This window comes from Haloactinopolyspora alba, from assembly GCF_003014555.1.
Classification (GTDB): Bacteria; Actinomycetota; Actinomycetes; order Jiangellales; family Jiangellaceae; genus Haloactinopolyspora; species Haloactinopolyspora alba.
In genome coordinates this window covers 59467-80863 of the sequence record NZ_PYGE01000007.1, presented here as the reverse complement: position 1 = coordinate 80863, position 21397 = coordinate 59467, and the positions used below count along the sequence as shown (strand labels likewise).

The window sequence follows — 21397 nt, the reverse complement described above, 5'->3', positions numbered from 1 at the left end:
CGTCCGCGACACCGACCCGCCGGTCAGCTCGGCGTGTCCGCCACCGCACGCAGGGCGAGGTCGTACGACGCCGGCCCGAACCCGGCGACCGTCCCGGTCGCGACCCCCGCGACGACGCTGGTGTGCCGGAACACCTCACGAGCCGCCGGGTTCGAGATGTGCACCTCGACCAGCGGCGCGCGCAGTTGCGCACACGCGTCCCGCAGCGCATACGAGTAGTGCGTGAACGCCGCCGGGTTCAGAACCACCGGCGTGGCATCGTCGGCGGCCTCGTGCAGCCAGCCCACCAGCTCTGCCTCGTCGTCGGTCTGGCGCACCTCGACGTCCAGGCCCAGCTCCGCGCCGAGTCGGCGGCACCGCTCGGCGAGCCCGGCATGCGTGGTGTCGCCGTAGACGTCGGGTTCGCGCGAACCGAGCCGGCCGAGATTCGGACCGTTGAGCACCAGTACCTGCCTCATCGGTGCACGACTCTACGCCGCGGCCGAACCGGGCGGCCTTCAGCCCGGCCGGCCGCCGAACCGCGCGTCTACGCTGACGTGCCGACCTCGGCGTACGCGGCGGTCAGCAGTTGCGGGTCCGGCGCCTCGAGGATGCCGGGCTTGCCCAGCGCGTCCAGGACGACGAACCGCAACCGGTCGCCGCGGCTCTTCTTGTCCACGCGCATCGCCTCCAGCAGCCGTGGCCACGCGTCCGCGGAGTAGGACGTCGGCAGGCCCAGCGCCTCCAGGACGGTGCGGTGCCGGTCGGCGGTGGCGTCGTCGAGCCGGCCGGCCAGCCGGCCCAGCTCGGCGGCGAAGACCATGCCGACCGAGACGGCCGCACCGTGCCGCCAGCTGTAGCGCTCGACCTTCTCGACGGCGTGGCCCAGCGTGTGCCCGTAGTTGAGGATCTCGCGCAGACCGGACTCGCGCAGGTCCGCGCCGACCACCTCCGCCTTGACCCGCACGGATCGCTGCACCAGCTCACGCACGTACGGGCCGTCGGGCCGGGCCGCACCCTCCGGATCGGCCTGCACGATGTCGAGGATGCCCGGGTCGGCGATGAAGCCGGCCTTGACCACTTCGGCCAGGCCGGCGACGTACTCGTTCGGCGGCAGCGACTCGAGGGTGGCCAGGTCGCACAGCACGGCGGCGGGTGGATGGAACGCGCCGACGAGGTTCTTGCCCTCCGCGGTATTGATGCCGGTCTTGCCGCCCACGGCCGCGTCGACCATGCCGAGCACCGTCGTCGGGACCGGGATCCAGCGCACCCCGCGCAGCCAGGTCGCAGCGACGAAGCCGGCCAGGTCGGTGCTCGCACCGCCGCCGACACCGACGATCGCATCGGTCCGCGTCATGCCGATACGGCCCAGGACCGACCAGCAGTATGCCGCCACCTCGGCGGACTTGGCGTCCTCGGCGTCGGGGACCTCGACCGCGTGCGCCTCGAAACCCTGCTCGCGCAGATCGTCGCGGACCACGTCGGCGCTCGTGCGTAGCGCCCCCGGATGGATGATCGCGACCCGCTGGACCGACTGTCCGAGCAACCGCGGCAGCTCACCCAGCAGATTCGTGCCGACGACCACGTCGTACGGCTGCTCACCCTCGACCCGGATCCGGGTCGGCTCATCGGGCATGCCCTACGACCTCCTCGGCGACGTCGTCCGGCGCACGCCCGCTGGTGTCGACGGTGACGGAGGCGACCTCGGTGTAGACCGGACGCCGCTCGTCGAGCAGGCGCTTGAGCTGGGCACGTGGGCTGTCCAGCAACAACGGGCGGTCGCGGTTGAAACCCACCCGGCCGACGGCGTCGGAAAGCCCGACGTCGAGGAACACCACACGGTGACCGCGCAGCAGCGAACGCGTCGTCTCGTCGCTCACCGCGCCGCCGCCCAGCGCCAGCACCCCGTCGTGCTCGGCCAGCGCCGTTGCGACCGCGGTGCGCTCGAGCTCGCGGAACACCGGTTCGCCGTCCTCGACGAAGATGTCCGCGATGCTCTTGCCCGCTACCTGCTCGACGTCCACGTCGGTGTCGCGGAACCCGACCGACAGCGTCGACGCGACCGCGTTGCCGACCGTCGTCTTGCCGGCTCCCGGCGGCCCGACCAGGACGACGACGGGCCCGTCCCCGCTCATGGGTGCACCGCCAGCGTCCGCGGGATCGACTCGACGTACGCGCGCAGGTTGCGGGCGGTCTCGGTGACGGAGTCGCCGCCGAACTTCTCCAGCGCCAGTTGTGCGACGACCAGCGCGGTCATCGCCTCGGCCACGACGCCGGCCGCGGGCACCGCGCAGACGTCGGAGCGCTGGTGGTGCGCCCGCGCCTCCTCGCCGGTGGCGGTGTCGATGGTCCGCAACGAGCGCGGGACCGTCGAGATGGGTTTCATCGCCGCCCGCACGCGCAGCGTCCCGCCGGTGGACATGCCGCCCTCGATGCCGCCGGAACGACCCGACGTGCGCCGTACGCCGCCGCCGTCGGCCGGCTCGATCTCGTCCTGCGCCGCGGAGCCGCGGGTGCGGGCGAGTCCGAACCCGTCGCCGACCTCGACGCCCTTGATGGCCTGGATGCCCATGAGCGCACCGGCCAGCCGGGCGTCCAGCTTGCGGTCGCCGTGGACGTAGCTGCCCACGCCCGGCGGCAGGCCGTGCACGACGACCTCGACGACGCCACCGAGCGTGTCGCCTTCGCGGCGCGCGGTGTCGACCTCGTCCACCATGGCCTGGCTGGTCTCCGCGTCGATGCAGCGCAACGGATCCGCGTCGAGGCGCTCGACGTCGTCGGGCGCGGGCACCGGGGCACCGGCGGGAACGGCCACCGTCCCGAGTTCGACGGTGTGGCTCACCAGCCGCACGTCGTACGCCTGCCGGAGGAAGGCCGCGGCCACCGCGCCGAGCGCGACCCGGGCCGCCGTCTCTCGTGCGCTCGCACGCTCGAGCACCGGGCGCGACTCGTCGAAGCCGTACTTCTGCATGCCCGCCAGGTCCGCGTGGCCCGGGCGGGGACGCGTCAACGGCGCGTTGCGGGCCATGCCCTCGACCGCCTCGGGGTCGACGGGGTCGGCGGACATCACCTGCTGCCACTTCGGCCACTCGGTGTTGCCCACCTGCACGGCGACCGGGCCGCCCATGGTCACGCCGTGCCGAACCCCGCCGACGAACGTGACGTCGTCGGCCTCGAACTTCATCCGCGCGCCACGGCCGTACCCGAGCCGGCGCCGCGCCAGCGCCGCCGCGAGATCCGCCGTCGTGACCTGGACGTCCGCCGGAAGACCTTCGAGGATCGCGACCAGCGCCGGGCCGTGCGACTCCCCCGCTGTCAGCCATCTGAGCATGTCCGGCATCATCCCACGCTCGTCATCGACGGCAGAGGTCCGCCCTGGACTGCCGTTGCGGACCGGCGAATTCTGTCTAGATGGACATGCAGTGGCCGGTTCAGGACGCCAAGCAGCGGTTCAGTGAACTGTTGCGTCAAGCCACAGACGAAGGACCACAGTTCGTGACCCGTCACGGAGAGGAGGTGGCCGTCGTGGTCGACGTCGCATACTTCCGCGAGCTCACCGGCCTGGACGTCGAGGTCGACTTCAAAGCTGCCCTGACCGGGGCGGCGCCACTGGACGACGATGCCTCCACCGTCTTCGACGACGTCGTCGCCGAACGTCCGGCGGACCTGCCGAGAGACGTCGGCCTGACGGGGACGACGTGACGTTCCTCCTCGACACCAACGTCGCCTCCGAGGTGCGCAAACGCCGACCCGACCCGGGGTTGGCGCAGTGGTGGCAGCGGGCCCCCGCCACCGCCCTGTTCATCAGCGCGCTGACCGTCGGTGAGTTGCACCGCGGCGTCGATCGGGTCCGAGCGCGGGGCCACCACAGCCAGGCCGAGAGCCTCTCGACGTGGCTCGCGCACATCACGTCACACTTCGCCGACCGTGTGCTTGCTGTCGATGCTGCTGTCGCCGAGGTGTGGGGCCGGATGTCCCCCGGACAACCTGTCCCCACCGTCGACGGGCTCATCGCCGCGACCGCGGAGCGCCACGGACTCACGCTGGTCACACGCAACACCCGCGACGTCGAACGCACCGGGGTACGTGTGCTCGACCCGTTCTCGATGGCATCCCGATGACGTGGCGTCGGCGGCTGGTCTAGGCTCGCCCCGTGCCGCACGAGATCGATCCCGCATTCATGGCCCTGCCGATGCGATCGCTGGCCGACGCCGCCCTGCAACGCGCCACCGAACTGGGAGCCGAGCACGCGGACTTCCGCTTCGAGCGCATCCGCTCGCAGGACCTGAGCTTCCGCGACGGCAGGCTCGAGGGCAGCCGCGACGGCGAGGACGTCGGCTTCGCCGTCCGTGTCCTGCACCAGGGCACGTGGGGCTTCGCTGCCGCGGTCGACCTGACGCCGGACGTGGCGGTCCGCACCGCAGAGCAGGCCGTCGACCTCGCGAAGGTGTCACGGGAGCTCAGCCCGTCGCGCGTGGAGCTGGCCGCGGAGCCGGTCCACCCGGACGTCACCTGGGTGTCGGCCTACGACATCGACCCGTTCGCCGTCCCCGACTCCGAGAAGATCGACCGGATGGTCGGCCAGTCGATGCGGGTGCTCGCCCAGGCGTCCGTCGACCACGTCACCGCCACGCTGCAGCAGGTGCAGGAGAACACCTTCTACGCCGACAACCACGGCACCGTCACCACACAGCAGCGAGTGCGCATCCACCCGGAGTTCGAAGCGCTGAAGGTCGACGCCGACAGCGGCCGGTTCGAGACCATGCGCACCCTCGCCGCGCCCGCCGGCCGCGGCTGGGAGTACGCGACCGGTGCCGACGGCGTCGTCGACTGGGGCGCAGCGCTGGACGAGCTCGGCCCGCTGTTGGCGGAGAAGTTCGCCGCGCCGAGCATCCACCCGGACAGCTACGACCTGGTGATCGATCCGACGAACCTGTGGCTGACCATCCACGAGTCCGTCGGGCACGCCACCGAGCTCGACCGCGCCCTCGGTTACGAGGCCAACTACGCCGGCACCTCCTTCGCCACCCTGGACCAGCTGTGGACGCTGCGTTACGGCTCGCCGATCATGCACGTCACCGGCGACCGCACCACGCCGCACGGGCTGTCCACGATCGGCTACGACGACGAAGGTGTGCAGACACAGAGCTGGGACATCATCAGCGGTGGCACTCTCGTCGGCTACCAGCTGGACCGCGCGATGGCCGCGGCCAACGCCAGCGCGCTCGGCACCACCCGTTCCAACGGCTGCGCCTTCGCCGACTCACCCGGCCACGTTCCGGTGCAGCGGATGGCCAACGTGTCGCTGCAGCCCACCGACGGCGGTCCGTCCACCGACGAGCTGATCTCGCAGGTCGAGGACGGCATCTACGTCGTCGGCGACAAGTCGTGGTCCATCGACATGCAGCGGTACAACTTCCAGTTCACCGGCCAGCGCTTCTACCGCATCCGCGGCGGCGAGATCGACGGACAGGTCCGCGACGTCGCCTACCAGGCCACGACCACCGACTTCTGGGGGTCCATGGCCGCCGTCGGAGGCCCGCAGACCTACCGTCTCGGTGGGGCGTTCAACTGCGGCAAGGCGCAGCCGGGACAGATCGCACCGGTCTCGCACGGTTGCCCGTCGGCGCTGTTCCGTGACATCCGCGTCCTCAACACCGCTGCGGAAGGTGGTCAGTGACCATGACGAGCACCGCACTGACACCGCAGGAGATCGTCGAACGCTGCCTCGAGCTGTCCAAGGCCGACGGCATGGTGGTGCTCGTCGACGACACGTCCACGGCCAACCTGCGCTGGGCGAACAACGCCCTGACCACGAACGGTGTCACCCGTGCCCGCGACGTCACCGTCATCGCGACGCTCAGCGGCGGCACCGGAACCGCCTCCGGCGTCGTCGCGCGAAGTGCGGTGACCAGCGAGGCCCTCGAACCGCTGGTCCGCGCCGCCGAGCAGGCCGCGCGCGACAACGGACCGGCCGACGACGCGCAGCCGCTGGTCACCGGCGACGCCGCGGCCGACTGGGCGGACGAGCCGGCCGGCACCACGCCCGGCGTCTTCGGTGACATCGCTCCGGCGCTCGGCGAGGCGTTCGGCCGCGCCGACGACGGACGGCGGCTGCTCTACGGCTACGTCGAACACGGCGTGCGCACCACGTACCTGGGCTCGTCCACCGGGTTGCGGCTGCGGCACGAGCAGCCCGAAGGCCACATCGGCATCACCGGGAAGTCCGGCGACCGGACGCGGTCGGCATGGGTCGGCCAGGCCTCGCGGGACATGTCCGACATCGACGTCACGGCACTGGACGCCGAACTGACGCGTCGGCTCGGCTGGGCCGAGCGGCAGATCGAGCTTCCGGCCGGGCGCTACGACACCGTGCTGCCGCCCACCGCCGTCGCCGATCTGATGATCTTCGCGTACTGGATGATGGGCGCACGCGACGCACACGAGGGCCGCTCGGTCTACGCCCGGCCCGGCCAAGGGACCCGGGTGGGCGAGCAGATCTCGTCGCGGCCGGTGTCGCTGTGGTCGGATCCGTCGGCGCCCGGCATGGAGTGCTCCCCTGTCGTACTGGCCCACGCCTCGTCGTCGGAGACCAGCGTGTTCGACAACGGGCTGCCCGTCCGGCCCACCGAGTGGATCGACGACGGCGAACTGTCGGCGTTGCTGCAGACCCGGCACTCGGCCGGGCTCACCGGGCTCGCGACGACGCCGCCCGTGGACAACCTCGGGCTGACGGTCAGCGGGGCAGGTGGCGGGGTCGAGGACCTGGCGGCCGGCATGGACCGCGGACTGCTGCTGACGTGCCTGTGGTACATCCGCCCGGTCGACCCGCAGACTCTGCTGCTGACCGGGCTGACCAGGGACGGGGTGTACCTCGTCGAGGGCGGTGAGGTCGTCGGCGCGGTGAACAACTTCCGGTTCAACGAGAGCCCGATAGCGGTGCTGGACCGGTTCTCGCGGGCCGGCGCGACGGTGCCCGCGTTCAGCCGGGAGTGGGGCGACTACTTCCCGCGTACGGCCATGCCGGCGCTGCGGGTCCCCGATTTCAACATGTCGTCGGTGTCGCAGGCCTCCTGACCTCCCACCCCGGCTCCGTGAATAGCATTCGATCGGGGGTTTTCGGATGCTATGGTCGGGGCGTGGCATCCGATCCGGTATGGCCCGCGCTCACGTGGGAACAGCTGAACTGGCACCCTACGGTGCCGGACGAGCTCGTGCCACGCCGTGTGCGCGACCGCCACACCGGCGACTACGAGGCCGCTGTGCCGCCGCGTATCGCCGCGCTGGACGTGTCGCTGCCGTCGTCCGTGCTCGCCATGGCCGACGAGGCGTCCATCGAGATCGCCCGGCTCGACGCGGAGCTCGGCACCGACGTGGCGCCGTTCAGCGCGCTGCTGCTGCGGTCGGAGTCCACGTCGTCGTCGCAGATCGAGAACCTCACCTCGGGAGCACGGGCGATCGCGCTCGCCGAGCTCGGCGAGGGTGAACGCTCGAACGCCACTCAGATCGTCGCCAACGTGCACGCGATGCGTGCCGCTGTCGACCTCGCGGACCGGCTGGACGGCGACGCGGTGCTCGCCATGCACGCCGCCCTCATGGAGCACCAGCCCGATCACGAGCCGGGCCGGTGGCGCCGCCAGCAGGTGTGGATCGGCGGCAGCAACTTCGGCCCTCATCAGGCGGTGTTCGTCCCGCCGCACCACCGGCACGTGCCGGCGGCCATGGGCGACCTGATCGAGTTCGTCCGGCGTGACGACGTCCCCGTGCTCGTGCACGCCGCGGTCGCGCACGCGCAGTTCGAGACGATCCATCCGTTCACCGACGGCAACGGCCGCACCGGCCGCGCGCTCGTGCACTCGATCCTGCGTGCACGGCACCTGACCGACCATGTGACGGTGCCGGTCTCGGCCGGACTGCTGACCGACACCGACGGATACTTCGACGCGCTCACCGCCTACCGTGCCGGCGATCCCGCGCCGATCGTGACGTCCATGGCCGAGGCCGCGTTCACCGCCATCGCCAACGGCCGGCAGCTCGTCCGTGACCTCACCGCGGCGCGGGAGCGGTGGAACGGGCTCGTCGACGCCCGCCGCGACGCCGTCGCCTGGCGCCTCGCCGACCTGTTGCTGCGCCAGCCGGTGATCAACGCCGCCATCGTCCGCCACGATCTGGGCGCCACGTCGGCCAACGCGCACCGTGCCATCCGGCAGCTGGCCGAGGCCGGCGTCATCACCGAGTTCACCGGGAAGCGGCGTACCCGGCTCTGGCAGTGCGGCGACGTCCTGGCGGCGCTCGACGACTTCGCCGCCCGCGCCGGCCGGCGCACCCCCGCCCGCTGATCAGGTGCGATCAGCGGGCGTCCGCGGGCCCGCGCGGTGGCTGGTGTCCCAGCCGCTCCGGTTTCAGGCCGGCGGTGTGGATGTACGGGTCGACCTGCCGCTGCGGCGACGTCGCGACCGGCGCCGCCGGCTCGATCTCCGGCTCCCGCTCCCCCACGTCGACCATGCGAGCCGTCAGCCGCGCCCGCAGCTCGTCGGCGACCGGCCGATGCGACGACAGTCCGGCCAGGTTGACCAGCTGGTGCGGGTCATTCACCGTGTCGTACAACGCGGTCTCGACGTAGCGGTCCGCACCGGGGTCGTCCCACGGATGCGCCTCCGGCGCGGCCACGTAGTACGTCCACCGTGGCGTCCGCAACGCCCGACCGACCTCGGACTCGCTGACCTGTACGAGCACCTCGTCCCGCCAGGCCGCGGCGGGATCGCGCACCAGCGGCAGGAACGAGCGTCCCTGCATCTCGTCCGGGACCGTCAGGCCCGCGGCATCCAGCAGCGTCGGCGGCAGGTCGATGGTACTGACCGGCCGGTCGATGCGCCGGCCGTGTTCGAACCCCGGCCCGCGCAGCGCCATCGGCACCCGGATGGACGCGTCGTGGCAGGACCGCTTGTACTCGCTGTTGCGGGTCTTGAAGTGGCAGCCGTGGTCGGAGGTCACCGCCACGATGGTGTCGTCGAGCAGGTCGAGGCTGCGCAGCGCGTCGAGCAGACGCCCGAGGCCCTCGTCCACCCGGCGCACCTGCCCGCAGTACCCGCCCATGTGCTGGTGGGCTGTGCCGCCCTCGGCCGACAGCGCGGCCAGGTCGGGCGGCATCCACCGGCCGTCGTATCGCTCGGCGTAGCCCTCTGGCGCCGGGTACGCGTCGATCTCGTTCTGGTGATGCGGCTCGATGACCGACAGGAACAGGTAGAACGGCTGCCGTCGCGTGCCGTCGCCGACGCCGGAGTGGTCGCCGACGAACCGGATGGCCGCGTCGAACAGCGCGTCCGAGCGGTAGCCGGGGAGCATGACCGGTGTGGAGTCCTCGTCGAACACCACGGTCTTGTACGCGTCCGAGGTGAACTCCAGCACGTTGGCGCCCAGCCAGCTGTCGTAGCCGCCCCGCTGCTCGGGCGGCACCGGCTCGGTGTCGGCGAGATGCCACTTGCCGATGTAGCCGGTGCTGTAGCCGGCGTCGCCGAAGTGATGCGCCAGCGTGCGCGCCTCGCCCGGCAGCTTCAGCGCGTTGCGATGGCAGCCGTTGGCCGTCCCGTACTGCCCGGTCTGGATGGAGGCCCGGGCCGGCGCGCACACCGGGTTCGGCGTGAACGCCTGCGCGGCATGGGTGCCCGCCCGGGCGAGCCGGTCGAACTCCGGTGTCAGGTCGAGCGGATTGCCGTGGACGCCGGTCGTGTCCCACCGTTGCTGGTCGGTGAACACGACGATCACGTTCGGATGGTCAACCGGCTCCGCAGCCATACGGGTTTCCCCCTTTTGCAGTAGTTCGTCACTTGAGCCCGCTCAACGTGATGCCACGCACGAAGTAGCGCTGGCTGAACAGGAACAACAACACCGTCGGCACGAACAGGATCACCGAACCCGCCGCAGTCAGGTGCCACAGGGTGAAGTATTCCTGGTTGAACAACGTCAGCCCGACCGGAATCGTTCGCATGTCCTCGGTCGTGGTCGCCACGAGCGGCCACAGGAACTCGTTCCACTGGAACACGAACGTGAACAGGCCCAGGACCGCCAGAGCCGGCTTGACCTGCGGCAGGATCACCCTTGCGTAGATCCGCAACTCGGAGGCCCCGTCGATCCGTGCCGCCTGGATCAGGTCGTCCGGGATCGGCTGGATGAACTGGCGCATCAGGAAGATGCCGAACGCGTCCATCAGGAACGGCACGATCAGCGCCTGATAGCTGTTCAACCACCCCAGGTTGGACATCATCACGTAGAGCGGGATCATCCGCACGAACAGTGGCATCATCAACGTTGTCAGCAGCGCGATGAACAGCGTGTTCCGCAGCGGGAACCGGAACTTCGCGAACACGTAGCCCACCAGCGGGTCGAAGACCAGGTGGGCGACGGTGATGCCGCCGGTGACGACGATGCTGTTGATGATGAAGTTACCGAACGGCGCGCGCTCGAACAGCTCCGCGTAGTTGCCGAACTGCGGGGTCTCCGGCCACAGCACCGGGTTCGCCGACAGCGTCTCCGCCTCGGTCTGCAGCGACAGCGCGCCCATGTACAACAGGGGAAGCACCGTGATGGCGCCCACCACCCCGAGCACGCCGTAGCTGCCGATCCGGGCGGTCATGGTGGGTCCGCGCCGCATCAGTACTGCACCTCGTTCCGCCGGCCGACCCGCAGCTGGATCACCGTGAAGATCACGATCACGATGAACAGCAGGAACGACAACGCCGACGCGTAGCCGAAGTCGCGGGACGTGAACGCCACGTTGAACACGTGGAAGATGTACAGATCCGTCGCGTTCGCCGGCCCGCCACCGGTGATGATGTAGGCCTGTCCGAAGGCCTGCAGGCCGCTGATCACCGCCATCACCGACACGAACAGTGTCGTCGGCGCCAGCAGCGGCAACGTGATGCGCCAGAACCGCTGCCACGGACTCGCCCCGTCCACGGTGGCGGCCTCGTGGTACTGCTCCGGGATGCCCTGGAGCCCGGCCAGGAACAGCACCATCGTGTAGCCGACCGTCATCCACAACGTGACCGCGATGATCGTCGCCAGCGGGTGCGTGTTCAGCCACGACTGCGTGGGCAGGCCCAGATCCATGAGCAGCCGGTTCAGGATCCCCAGCTGCGGGTCGAGGATGTTGCGCCACAGCAGCCCGACGATCGCGACGGACGTGAGATACGGCACCAGCAACGCGGCACGGAACACCACCCGGCCCCGCAGCGGCTGGTTGAGCAGCAGGGCCAGCGCGAGCCCGATGACGATCGCGCCGATCGTCGTTGCGGCGCCGAAGATGAACGTGACCGTGAACGAGTTCTGCACGGACGCGTCCTCGAACGCCCGCGTGTAGTTCTCGAGCCCGGCGAACTGGTTGGCCTGCGGGCCCGTGTTGAACGAGTTCGTGATGATGTTCGCGATGGGGAGATAGAACATCAGCCCGAAGAACGCGAACGCCGGTATGAGAAATGCGTAGGCCGTCAGCACGTAGCGCCGGTTGAGTGACGGCGCGAACACCGCCAGCGGTCCGCGCAGACGACGCCGGCGCGGCGGTCCGGTCGTCAGCTGTCTCATCCGCCTCAGCTCGCCAGCACCTTCTGGCCAGCGGCCAGGAACCTGTCGAGCGCCTCCGTGGCCGGCGTGTTGTTCATGACGACGTCCTGGTACAGCGTCTGGAACAGCTGCTCGTTGATCTCGCCGCTCTTGCCGGTGAGCCGGAGCTTCTCACTGGTGTCGACGGCGTAGGCGAACCCCTCGGCGAACGCGGCGTACCGCTCGTTCTCCTGGACGACGGGGTCCTGGACCCAGGACAGCCGCGGCATGAGCATGCCGGCCTCCTTCGTCGCGGCCACCTCGACCTCGAGCGCGGTGATGCGTTTGATGAAGTCCCAGGCCAGGTCGGGACTCTTCGCCTTGGCCGGGACGAACAGGCTCGTCCCCGCCTGCACGGTCGACTGCTCCGCCTCGTGCAGGGCCGGGGCGATGCCGAGATCGAGGTCCGGGCTGGTCTCGGCGATGGGCAGCAGGTCCCACGGCCCGGTGATGATCATCGCCGCACGCCCGGCCGACAGCAGCTTCTGCGGCCCGGAGTAGTCGGTGCCCGGTGTCGGGACCGGCGAGACTCCGTGTTTGTGCGCCATGTCGGCCTGGAACTGCAGCGCGGCGGCCGCCGCGTCGTGGGGCACGAGCAGCCCCTTGGTGTCCGGGTCGTAGTAGCGCACGCCGTTCTGCAGCAGCCACGGCCAGCCGTAGCCGTCGTCCTGGTTCATCGCGAAGCCGTGGACACCGTCGCCGGTGAGCTTCTCGGCGACGTCGAGGAAGCTGCCCCAGTCGGTCGGCGGCTGCACGCCGGCGCTGTCGAACATGCCGCGGTTGTACAGCAGCATCATGCAGGTCAGATGCAACTGGATGCCGTAGACCTCGCCCTCGTAGGAGTTCCGCGAGATCGTCCTGGGCTGCCAGTCGTCCGGGAAGCCCATCTCGGCGCCGTCGCTGTCGACGTACTGCTGCAGCGATACCGCGTCACCGGAGATGGCGAACTCCTGCACCCAGCCGCCGGGCTCCTCGACGAGGTCGGGCACGGTTCCGGAGGCGAAGTCGGACAGCAGCCGGGTGCGCAGGTCGTCCCATTGGTACTTCTGGAAGCTCACGGTGACGCCGTGCGCCTCCTCGAACTCCGCGATCACCTTGTCGTACGCGGCGTAGGCGTGCCCGGCGTTCCAGTAGACGGTGAAGTCGCCACCGGAACCGCCGCCGTCGTCGCCGCCGGACGTGCTCCCGGAGTCCTCTTCCGGCGCACCGGCGCAACTACCGAGCAGCGGTGCCGCCAGCCCGGCGAGTGCGCCACCGCCGGTCCAGCGCAGAAGGTCACGACGTGTGGGGGTGTGAATGGCCACGGTCTTTCTCCTTTCGGGAGGGCGAGGCCGGGAAGCGAGTCAGGTCGAACCGCGGTGGTTGTACGACCACGGGTCGGTGATCTCGCGTCCCTCGGCGGGGACGCCGGCGGAGATGCGGTCGAACAACAGACGGGCGACCTCGGTGAAGTCATCCGCGTCGGCCGGGCCGACGGTGCTGAGCGTGGGGCGCGTGATCAGGCTCTCCGGCAGGTTTCCGGAGCCCAGGACCGCGACGTCGTCGGGAACGGAAAGGTCCGCGTCGCGTGCCGCCCAGATGGCGCTGACGGCACCACGCCCGGACGCCGCGAAGATCGCGTCCGGGCGGTCTTCGCGGGTGAGCAGGCCGGTCGCGGCGTGGTACGCCGCGACCCGGTCGTTGGCGCCGCGGACGATCAGCGAACCGTCCCGCGGTGCGCCGTGCCGGTCGAGCGCGTCCAGGTACGCGTCCAACCGTTCGGACGGCAGCGGATCGTCGTCGAGCTCGTGTTCGTGGCCCATGAAGGCGATCCGCCGCCGTCCGCTCCCGAACAAATGATCGAGGGCCTGGGTACAGGCCGCTGCCTCCGGGGCTCGTACGACGTCGAAACCGTCCGGCTTCGCGGTGTTGCTCATCACCACCAGCGGCAGCCCGCTGCGCGCGATGCCGGTCAGCGACTCCTCCGACAGATACGGCACGCTCGGTGCGACGACGGCGCCGTCGGCGATGCGCTGGTGCAACAGTGCGACGGCCTTCTCCGCGCGTGCCGCGGAGTCGACCACGAGCGTGATGACGCCGTAGCCGGCCTCGTCGGCGCGCAGATGCACGTCACGAGCCAGCTGGTCGTACGCGGGGACGCCGATCGAACCCACGACGAGGCAGACCTGCTCGGTGCGGCGACGCCGCAGGCTGCGCGCCGACCGGTTGGGCGCGTACGCCAGCTCTTCGGCCGCCTCGAGGACGCGCTCGCGCGTCTCGGCCGGGATGCGGCGGTCGGTGCGCCCGTTCATCACGTACGACACGGTCGCCACCGACACGCCCGCACGGGCCGCCACGTCCCGCGACGTCGATTGGTTCGAGCGCGTCATGGTTATACGTTTAACCACCACCGGCCGGTAACCGTCAAGAGGGCGGGAGGTTTCGTTTTCGTCACGACGCCCGGCCCGTGGAGGACCGGACGACGCTCACGATGCGGTGAACCGTCGGCGGATCGCCACAACCACGGGCGGCGTCGTCATCGCCGTTGTGCCCGGTCGGCCGAGGCCGCGGCGTCGAGCAGCCGCCGCACCGGCTCGGCGGGCGGGCCGGGCGGCACGGCGAGGTACGTCGTCGCGGCCGGCTCGCCCAACTCGCGATACACCACGCCGGTGACCTCGGGCGGCTGGCCGACGCGGTAGAAGACCGTCCACGACGGTCCGGCCTCCGCGAGGTCGGTGAGCGTGTCGTGCAGGTTCGTGAACTCCGGCCCCATCGGCGGTGATATACCCGCCGACCGGAACGCACGGCGCATCAGGTCGACGAACGGCGGGTTCCGTTCCCGGGGCGCGAGCCGTACCGGCATCTCGGCCAGGTCCTCGAGGCCGACCTCCGGCGCCGCTGCCAGCGGGTGCGTGGCCGGCAGCGCGACGTAGAGCGGTTCCGTCCACAGCGGCACCATCTCGAGGCCGGGAGCCGCCGCCAGGATGCGCACCAGCGCGGCGTGCGCGGTGCCGGCACGCACCGCGTCGAGGCGCTCGGCCAGTCCCAGTTTGCTCATCCGCACCCGGACCGGAGGCTCCGACGTCCGGAGCCGGTCCAGCACCGCCAGCGCGGCCTCACCGAGCGCAGGGCCGGCCGAGAGGCGGAGCACGCTTTCCTGCTCGTGGGCGATCTCGGCGGCCAACCGGCGGACGCGCTCGGTACCCGCGACGATCTCGCGCGCTTCGGGCAACAGCCGCTCGCCCGCTGCCGTCAGCCGGACGTGCCTGGTCGACCGGTCGAACAGCTGCACGTTCAGCTCGCGCTCCAGCCGGCGGACCTGCTGGCTCACGGCGGGCTGGACGATGTGCAGCCGCTGCGCCGCACGGGCGAACCCGCCCTCGTCGGCGACCGCGACGAAGTAGACCAGCTGCCGTAACTCCATCGCCCACCCCGGTTCATCACGCCTCGTGATAACTGTACGGACAGATCGGCCCTGGTTGGATCTCGTGGTCACCGGTGGACTGGGACCCATGACGACGACCCCACAGTCCACTGCCGACACCGCACCGCTGTCCGCGCGCGTACGCGGACCCGTCCACCTCCCCGGCGAGAAGGGCTACGACACCGAACGTGCCGGCTTCAACCGGTCGATCCGGCACCACCCCGCCGTCGTGGTCGGCGCCACCGGCACGGCCGACGCCGTGGCCGCGGTCGAGTTCGCCGCCGCACGCGGCCTCCCGCTCGCCGTCCAGGCGGCCGGCCACGGCGCGACCGTCGCGGCCGACGGCGCCGTGCTCGTGTCCACCCGCCGGATGGACCGCGTCACCGTCGATCCGCGTCGGCGCGTCGCCCGGGTGCAGGCCGGCGTCCGCTGGCAGGACGTCATCGACCGGGCCGCCGAGCACGGGCTCGCGCCGCTGAACGGCTCGTCGCCGCTCGTCGGCGCGGTGTCGTACACCCTCGGCGGCGGCCTGCCGGTCCTGGGCCGCAGCCACGGCTGGGCCGCCGACCATGCCCGCCGGTTCGAGCTCGTGACGGCCGACGGCGCGACCCGCGTCGTGTCGCCGGACACCGAGACCGACCTGTTCCGGGCGCTGCGCGGCGGCGGAAAAGCCGGCTTCGGGCTGGTGACCTCGATGGAGATCGCGCTGGTTCCGGTCAGCCGTCTTTACGGCGGTGGGCTGTTCTTCACCGGCGACGCCGACGCCGAGGTGGTGCACACGTGGCGGCAGTGGACCGAAACCGTCCCCGAAAGCATGAACTCGTCGCTCGCCCTGATGCACCTGCCGGACGTGGAGGCGATACCTCCGCACCTACGCGGCCGATACGTCGTACACATCCGCATCGCCTACACCGGCACGGCCGAGGCGGGTGCCGGGCTCGTAGCGCCGCTGCGCGCTGCCGGCGGCATCGTCGCGGACACCGTCGACGAGATGCCCTACAGCGCGATCGCACGCGTGCACGACGATCCGACCGAGCCGTCGGCCTACCGCGAGAACTCCCTGATGCTACGCGATCTGCCGGCATCGGCGGCGGACGCCGTCCTCGCCGAGGCCGGCGCCGGGGCTCAGGGAGCGCCGATCATGACGGAGCTGCGTCACCTCGGCGGGGCACTGGCGCGGCGCCCCGACTTTCCCGACGCGATCGGGCACCGTGACGCAGCGTTCAGCGTGGCGACGGTGTCGAGCGCGGAACAGCCCGCGCCGGACGGGTTGTGGAGCCGGATCGCGCCCTGGTCGACGGGACGGCGGTTCGCCAACTTCCTGGCCGGACCGGACGCCGCCGCGCACGTGCCCGAGGTGTACGCCCCGGACGTGCTCGAGCACCTCGCCGCCGTCAAGGCCGCCTACGACCCGGGCGCCGTGTTCGGCACCCCCGTGCCGTAGCTCACCGCGGCCGGTACGGCAGCACCACGATCCGGTCGGCGTGGCCGTCGAACGTTCTGGGGTCGAACCCGGACAACGCGACGATCTCGGTCAGCGACGCGTAGCCGCGACGGGTGTCCCGCTCGGTGACGAACCGCTCGGCCGTCGTGGTCGTCCAGCCGAGCACCCGCACGATGCCCGCCGCGCTCGCGTTGTTGAGATCGATCAGGCCGCCATCGGCATAGGCGCCCGGCACGTCCGGGCGGCCGATGTTCAGCTCCAGCGCCATCGACGGATCGCTTTCGGCGATCTCACGGGCACGCGTGCGCCGTTCCCGGTCGCGGAGCACGCCCCTGATCGCCGGGTCGGTGTCGTCGCGCTTGTTGAACACGACCGGGCGCGCCATCACGGCGGCGGCGACCCCACCGATCCCGTTGCCGATAAGCAGCAGCCCCCAGCCGGCCCCGTCGCGGTCGCTGCCCATGCCGTACAGCACGCCGACGGAGGCGAGAAGCAGCCCGACCGCGGTCGTCAGCCAGCCCGCGCTGCGCCCACGCCACCAGGCCTGCGCCGCCGGCACCCAGGCGAGGATCGTGAAACTGAGGACGGGCAGCAACATCCACAGACCCTGTCCGAGCGCGCGTAGCAGCGCCGCAACCACCGAGTTGCCTGCTGCCGAGCTCCGATGATCTCCCACCGGACTCAGGATGCCACATCCGTGCCGGTCGCCGCCCGCGCCGTGGTCACGCCCTGGGCACCACGAACTCGTAACCGGCGGCACGCACCGTCTCGATGATGCGCGGCAGCGCCGCGATCGTCGCGGACCTGTCGCCGCCGCCGTCGTGCAGCAGCACCACCGCACCCGGATGCATCCGCTGGATGACCTCGTCGCGGATGCGCCGTGTCGTCTGGTCGCGCCAGTCCTCGGGGTCGATGCTCCACCCGAGCGGCTGCTCGCCGTAACCGTCGGCGACGGCGTTCACGTTCGCCGCGAAGTTCCCGCCGGGTGCGCGGAAGAACGGCACGGCGGCCTCCGGCACCACGTCGTCGATCGCCCGCACGACGGTGCCGATCTCGTCGTCGATGCGCCCGGCGGGACGTTCGGGAAGCCGGGAGTCGTGGCTGACGGTGTGGTTGCACAGGGTGTGCCCGTCGGCGACGATCTCGCGGACCAGGTCCTGGTGCCGCCGAACGTTCGGTTCCACGACACAGAACGTCGCCGTGACATCGTAGTCCCGCAGGATCCGCAGCACCTGAGGCGTCTGGCCCGGGTGCGGCCCGTCGTCGAACGTCAGCGCGACGGTCTTGCCGGCACGGCCGGTCAGATGCCGGGTACCCAGCGAGTCCACCTCGGGCATGGACGGTCCGGCGTCGGCCGGCACGAACGGGCCGGGCACCTCCACGGTCTTGGCCGGCCCCGCACCAGCCGCGCCCGCGGCGGCGCTGTCCACCGGGCCCCGGTGCGCCGCTGCGGCGATGACCGCGATGGCCAGAACCAGCACGGCGGCGGCCGAACGCAGCTGGGTGGGTGACACGGACTCACCACCTCGGCGGTCTCGGCAGATTCACCTCGTTACGGACAAAGGACGCTACTCGCTCCACGCGGCCATCCCGGACCGGCACGCCGGAGTGATCAACATTTTCGGTCGGGTGCGCCAGGTCCCCGGGCGTTGCGGAGGTCCGCACCCCGCGGCTGCGGGAAACCGCAACCGTCCCGGTGGCCGGCACCATCGGCACGGCACCCGCCCGAACCCTAGCGTCGCGATCATGACACTCCCGCAGACCACGACCGACACTGCCGAACTCTCCGGGCTCGCCGGCTGGGCCGTCGACCTGATGGAGTCGATGGGCGCCGTCGGAGCCGGGCTCGCCATCGCCGCCGAGAACGTCTTCCCGCCGCTGCCCAGCGAGATCATCCTGCCCGTCGCCGGATTCACTGCCAGCCACGGCGGCATGAGCCTGCCTGCTGCCCTCGTCTGGACGACGCTGGGTTCGGTCGTCGGCGCGCTCGTCTGGTACGCCGTGGGTGCGGCCATCGGCCGCGACCGCACCCGGGCGATCCTGACCGCGCTGCCGTTGATCAAGATCACGGACGTGGACCGGACCGAGGCATGGTTCGACCGGCACGGCCCGAAAACGGTGTTCTTCGGGCGGATGATCCCGATCTTCCGGAGTTTCATCTCCGTGCCCGCCGGGGTCTCCCGGATGTCACTGCCGTCGTTCCTGGTGCTCACCACACTGGGCAGCCTGATCTGGAACGCCGTCTTCGTCCTCGCCGGTTACCAGCTGGGCGAGAACTGGCACCGGGTCGAGGAGTACTCCGGCACCTTCCAGAAAGGCGTCATCGCCGTCGTGGCCGCGGCGGTTCTGGCAGCGGTCACCGCGGGCGTCGTCCGGTGGAACCGGGATCGCGGACGCGCGGCACCCGGGCAACGCACGGCGCCCGGCCGGCGCCGGCGCACCGATCACGAGTCCAGGTAGCGCAGCACGGCGAGCACGCGGCGGCTGTAACCGTCGGTGTCGCGCAGATCGAGCTTGTCGAAGATCGTGTTGACGTGCTTCTCGACCGCGCTCGTGGACAGGTGCATCGCGGCGGCCACGCCCGCGTTCGTGTGCCCCTGCGCCATCAACTCCAGGACGGCACGCTCGCGCGGGCTCAGCCGGCCCAGCGGGTCGGGCCGGCGGCTGCGGGCGATCAGCTGGCGCACGACCTCGGCGTCGAACGCCGCTCCCCCGGTGCCGACGCGCTCCAACGCGTCGAGGAAGTCGTCGACGTGGGCCACCCGGTCCTTCAGCAGGTAACCCACCCCGTCCGTGTGCGCGGTGAACAGTTCGACGGCGTAGCGCTTCTCGACGTACTGCGACAGCACCAGGACGCCGACCCCGGGCCGTTTCGCGCGGATGTCCAGCACCGCCCGCAGGCCCTCGTCGGTGTGTGTCGGCGGCATCCGCACGTCCGCCACGACGACGTCCGGCGTGTCGGCCTCGACCGCGGCCAGCAGCGCATCCGCGTCCCGGACGGCGGCGACGACCTCGTGCCCCTCGTCCTCGAGCAACCGGGCCAGACCGTCACGCAGCAGCGTCGCGTCCTCGGCCAGCGTCACCCGCACGGCAGCGTCACCTCCACCACGGTGGGGCCGCCGGCCGGGCTCACCAAGCCGAACGTGCCGTCCTGTCCGGCGACGCGACGACGCAGCCCGGACAGCCCGCCGCCGTCCGGGTCGGCCCCGCCGACGCCGTCGTCGGAGACCCGGGCCAGAACCGACCCGTTCTCTCGGCGCACGGCCACGTCGACACGGGTCGCCGCGGCGTGCTTCACCGCGTTGTTCACCGTCTCGGAGACGACGAAGTACACCGCCGTCGCGATCGGCTCCGGCAGCGACCCGCAGTCGTGGCACTCGACCTCGACCGGAACCCCCGGCCGTGCCGCGAGCACCGCCAGCGCCTCCTCCAGACCCAGCGTGTCCAGCGCCGACGGGTAGACGCGCCACGCGACCTGACGCAGGTCGTCCAGAACCGCCTGAGTCTCCTCGTGCGCCGCGCGCAGCAGCTCGTCGCGGCGCTCGGCGTCTGCGCCGCGACGGGCGCGGCCCAGCAGCACGCCCAGGGCGACCAGCCGTTGCTGGACCCCGTCGTGCAGGTCACGCTCGATTCGTCGGCGTTCCGCGTCGACCACGTCGACGACACCCGCGCGGCTCTCGGCGAGTTCGCTGATCCGCCGCTGCAGCAGCTCGTTCCGGCTGCGTCCCAGGTAGTGGTGCGCCAGGCGCCGCTCGAGGCCGACCACGCCGGCCAGTCCCTGCAGCGCCAGGTACAGCAGCACCGCGCCGGGGAGGACCGCGACCAGCACCGTCCCCGTCGTCACCTGGTCGGCACCCTCGGTGTAGTCGGCGGGAACGTCCAGCAGCCAGGACCGGAGCATGACGAACACAGTGACCAGACCCCAGCAGACCAGCCCCAGGATCGCGCCGGCCAGCAGGCCGGACATCGACCGCAGGGCGAGGAACGTCACCACCCGCCGCTGCTCCACCGGCTCGGCGGCCGAGACCGCGAACCATCGCGCCAGCCGGCGCCGGTCCCACTCCGCCAGCGCACGCGTACCCGGCCAGGCGGCGCGCAGCAACGCCGCCCGCCGCCGGCGCCACCGGATGACGGGCAGCATCGCCAGCACCAGGACGGCCACGAACACCAACTGGACCAGTGCGCCCGCGGCCCCGGCGAGGAGACCGGTCGTGCGGCGCGCCACCAGTGTGCCGACCTGCTGCAGCATCGGCGACTCGAACGAGGTGCTGCTCAGACCAGTTCCTGCGGGTGGTCGTCCGGCGTCGTGGCCGCGCGGGCACGGCGCTTGGCCAGCTGGTGTCGCACCAGCTCGACGATCGCGGTGATGCTCAGCGCCACCCCGAGGCCGACGGCGAGACCCAACAGCGGGTTCTCCTCGAACGCCTTGCCGCCGAGGTAGCCGATCATCCCGGAGTAGGTGGCCCAGGACGCCGCCGCGATGGCGTCGAACAGGCTGAACTTGCGCAACGGGTACTCGACGGTGCCCGCGGTCAGCGTCACCGCCGTGCGGCCACCGGGGATGTAACGCGCGACGACGATGATCAGCCCGCCGCGTTGTCGGAGCATCCGCTCGGCCCAGCCGAACGTGGCGCCGGCCCGTTTCCCGCCTTCGAACCGATGCCGGAACCGCGTCCCGGCCGTGCGGCCGATGGTGTACGAGATGTGGTCGCCGAGGAACGCTCCCAGCGCTCCGGCGATGATCACGAACAGCAGGGTCGGCTCACCACTGGCGGCGAAGACCCCCGCCGTGATGACGAGGCTCTCGCTGGGGACCGCGGGGAAGAACGCGTCGATCGCGGCGATCGCGAACAAGACCGTGTACACCCACGGCGACCCCATGATGTCGCGCGCCAGATCGATGATTGCTTCGTCCATGCCCTCCGAGCCCTTCGTCCCCACTGACGTCACTTCCGACACTACGCGGGGCGATC

Annotated in this window: 22 protein-coding genes; 7 read left to right on the top strand and 15 right to left on the bottom strand. The window is 71.1% G+C overall.

Going from position 1 to position 21397, the window contains the following annotated elements; translation table 11 throughout:
• Positions 1-23: 23 nt before the first annotated feature.
• The 4 genes from aroQ to aroC all read right to left on the bottom strand — a co-directional run bounded on the left by aroQ (position 24) and on the right by aroC (position 3310).
• Positions 24-458, bottom strand: a complete 435-nt coding sequence (gene aroQ / locus CLV30_RS11485; RefSeq protein ID WP_106537350.1) for a type II 3-dehydroquinate dehydratase — start codon at positions 456-458, stop codon at positions 24-26.
• 68 nt (positions 459-526) lie between these two features.
• Positions 527-1615 carry a 3-dehydroquinate synthase gene (gene aroB / locus CLV30_RS11480; protein ID WP_106537349.1) on the bottom strand — a complete coding sequence of 363 codons (1089 nt, stop codon included), beginning with the start codon at positions 1613-1615 and terminating at the stop codon, positions 527-529.
• Positions 1605-2114, bottom strand: coding sequence for a shikimate kinase (locus tag CLV30_RS11475; protein WP_106537348.1), 510 nt, complete (start codon positions 2112-2114; stop codon positions 1605-1607). The genes aroB and CLV30_RS11475 overlap by 11 nt, the downstream gene beginning before the upstream one ends.
• The gene (gene aroC, locus CLV30_RS11470) at positions 2111-3310 is read right to left on the bottom strand and encodes a chorismate synthase (protein WP_106537499.1); all 1200 of its coding nucleotides are present in this window, start codon (positions 3308-3310) and stop codon (positions 2111-2113) included. The genes CLV30_RS11475 and aroC overlap by 4 nt, the downstream gene beginning before the upstream one ends.
• 80 nt (positions 3311-3390) lie before the next feature.
• Here aroC and CLV30_RS11465 point away from each other — a divergent pair, with 80 nt between their 5' ends.
• The 5 genes from CLV30_RS11465 (at position 3391) to CLV30_RS27540 (ending at position 8318) form a co-directional block, all read left to right on the top strand.
• Complete coding sequence (locus tag CLV30_RS11465) at positions 3391-3681, top strand: type II toxin-antitoxin system prevent-host-death family antitoxin (protein ID WP_205740751.1); 291 nt, start codon at positions 3391-3393, stop codon at positions 3679-3681.
• Positions 3678-4100, top strand: coding sequence for a type II toxin-antitoxin system VapC family toxin (locus CLV30_RS11460; RefSeq protein WP_106537347.1), 423 nt, complete (start codon positions 3678-3680; stop codon positions 4098-4100). The genes CLV30_RS11465 and CLV30_RS11460 overlap by 4 nt, the downstream gene beginning before the upstream one ends.
• Before the next feature lie 32 nt (positions 4101-4132).
• Complete coding sequence (locus tag CLV30_RS11455; protein ID WP_106537346.1) at positions 4133-5659, top strand: TldD/PmbA family protein; 1527 nt, start codon at positions 4133-4135, stop codon at positions 5657-5659.
• 2 nt (positions 5660-5661) lie between these two features.
• Entirely contained in the window at positions 5662-7056 is a 1395-nt protein-coding gene (locus tag CLV30_RS11450; RefSeq protein WP_106537345.1) for a metallopeptidase TldD-related protein, read from the top strand.
• Between the two features lie 62 nt (positions 7057-7118).
• Entirely contained in the window at positions 7119-8318 is a 1200-nt protein-coding gene (locus tag CLV30_RS27540) for a Fic family protein (RefSeq protein WP_205740750.1), read from the top strand.
• A gap of 10 nt (positions 8319-8328) precedes the next feature.
• Here CLV30_RS27540 and CLV30_RS11440 read toward each other — a convergent pair whose 3' ends face one another.
• The 6 genes from CLV30_RS11440 to CLV30_RS11415 all read right to left on the bottom strand — a co-directional run bounded on the left by CLV30_RS11440 (position 8329) and on the right by CLV30_RS11415 (position 14980).
• Positions 8329-9774 (bottom strand): sulfatase family protein, encoded by a 1446-nt coding sequence (locus tag CLV30_RS11440; RefSeq protein WP_106537344.1) that lies wholly within the window; start codon positions 9772-9774, stop codon positions 8329-8331.
• Between the two features lie 28 nt (positions 9775-9802).
• Complete coding sequence (locus CLV30_RS11435; RefSeq protein WP_106537496.1) at positions 9803-10612, bottom strand: carbohydrate ABC transporter permease; 810 nt, start codon at positions 10610-10612, stop codon at positions 9803-9805.
• A gap of 17 nt (positions 10613-10629) precedes the next feature.
• Entirely contained in the window at positions 10630-11559 is a 930-nt protein-coding gene (locus CLV30_RS11430; protein ID WP_106537343.1) for a carbohydrate ABC transporter permease, read from the bottom strand.
• 5 nt (positions 11560-11564) lie between these two features.
• Complete coding sequence (locus tag CLV30_RS11425; RefSeq protein ID WP_205740748.1) at positions 11565-12881, bottom strand: ABC transporter substrate-binding protein; 1317 nt, start codon at positions 12879-12881, stop codon at positions 11565-11567.
• Positions 12882-12920: 39 nt separating this feature from the next.
• Positions 12921-13946, bottom strand: a complete 1026-nt coding sequence (locus CLV30_RS11420) for a LacI family DNA-binding transcriptional regulator (RefSeq protein ID WP_106537342.1) — start codon at positions 13944-13946, stop codon at positions 12921-12923.
• A 146-nt stretch (positions 13947-14092) separates the two neighbouring features.
• Positions 14093-14980, bottom strand: a complete 888-nt coding sequence (locus tag CLV30_RS11415) for a LysR family transcriptional regulator (RefSeq protein WP_106537341.1) — start codon at positions 14978-14980, stop codon at positions 14093-14095.
• 88 nt (positions 14981-15068) lie between these two features.
• Between CLV30_RS11415 and CLV30_RS11410 the strand changes: the two genes are divergently transcribed.
• The gene (locus CLV30_RS11410) at positions 15069-16424 is read left to right on the top strand and encodes an FAD-binding oxidoreductase (RefSeq protein ID WP_106537340.1); all 1356 of its coding nucleotides are present in this window, start codon (positions 15069-15071) and stop codon (positions 16422-16424) included.
• A gap of 1 nt (position 16425) precedes the next feature.
• Here the strand turns inward: CLV30_RS11410 and CLV30_RS11405 are convergent, their stop codons facing one another.
• Entirely contained in the window at positions 16426-17022 is a 597-nt protein-coding gene (locus CLV30_RS11405; protein WP_129710978.1) for a ComEA family DNA-binding protein, read from the bottom strand.
• Positions 17023-17146: 124 nt separating this feature from the next.
• Positions 17147-17938 (bottom strand): polysaccharide deacetylase family protein, encoded by a 792-nt coding sequence (locus tag CLV30_RS11400; RefSeq protein ID WP_106537338.1) that lies wholly within the window; start codon positions 17936-17938, stop codon positions 17147-17149.
• Positions 17939-18170: 232 nt separating this feature from the next.
• Between CLV30_RS11400 and CLV30_RS11395 the strand changes: the two genes are divergently transcribed.
• Positions 18171-18884 (top strand): DedA family protein, encoded by a 714-nt coding sequence (locus tag CLV30_RS11395; protein WP_106537337.1) that lies wholly within the window; start codon positions 18171-18173, stop codon positions 18882-18884.
• Here CLV30_RS11395 and CLV30_RS11390 read toward each other — a convergent pair.
• The 3 genes from CLV30_RS11390 to CLV30_RS11380 are packed head-to-tail and all read right to left on the bottom strand — an operon-like array spanning position 18869 to position 21341.
• A complete protein-coding gene (locus CLV30_RS11390; protein ID WP_106537336.1) occupies positions 18869-19513 on the bottom strand; it encodes a response regulator transcription factor in 645 nt (214 codons plus the stop codon). The two genes, CLV30_RS11395 and CLV30_RS11390, sit on opposite strands and share 16 nt — an antisense overlap.
• Entirely contained in the window at positions 19504-20673 is a 1170-nt protein-coding gene (locus CLV30_RS11385) for a sensor histidine kinase (RefSeq protein WP_106537335.1), read from the bottom strand. The genes CLV30_RS11390 and CLV30_RS11385 overlap by 10 nt, the downstream gene beginning before the upstream one ends.
• Before the next feature lie 23 nt (positions 20674-20696).
• Positions 20697-21341, bottom strand: coding sequence for a DedA family protein (locus CLV30_RS11380; protein ID WP_106537334.1), 645 nt, complete (start codon positions 21339-21341; stop codon positions 20697-20699).
• Positions 21342-21397 lie beyond the last annotated feature (56 nt).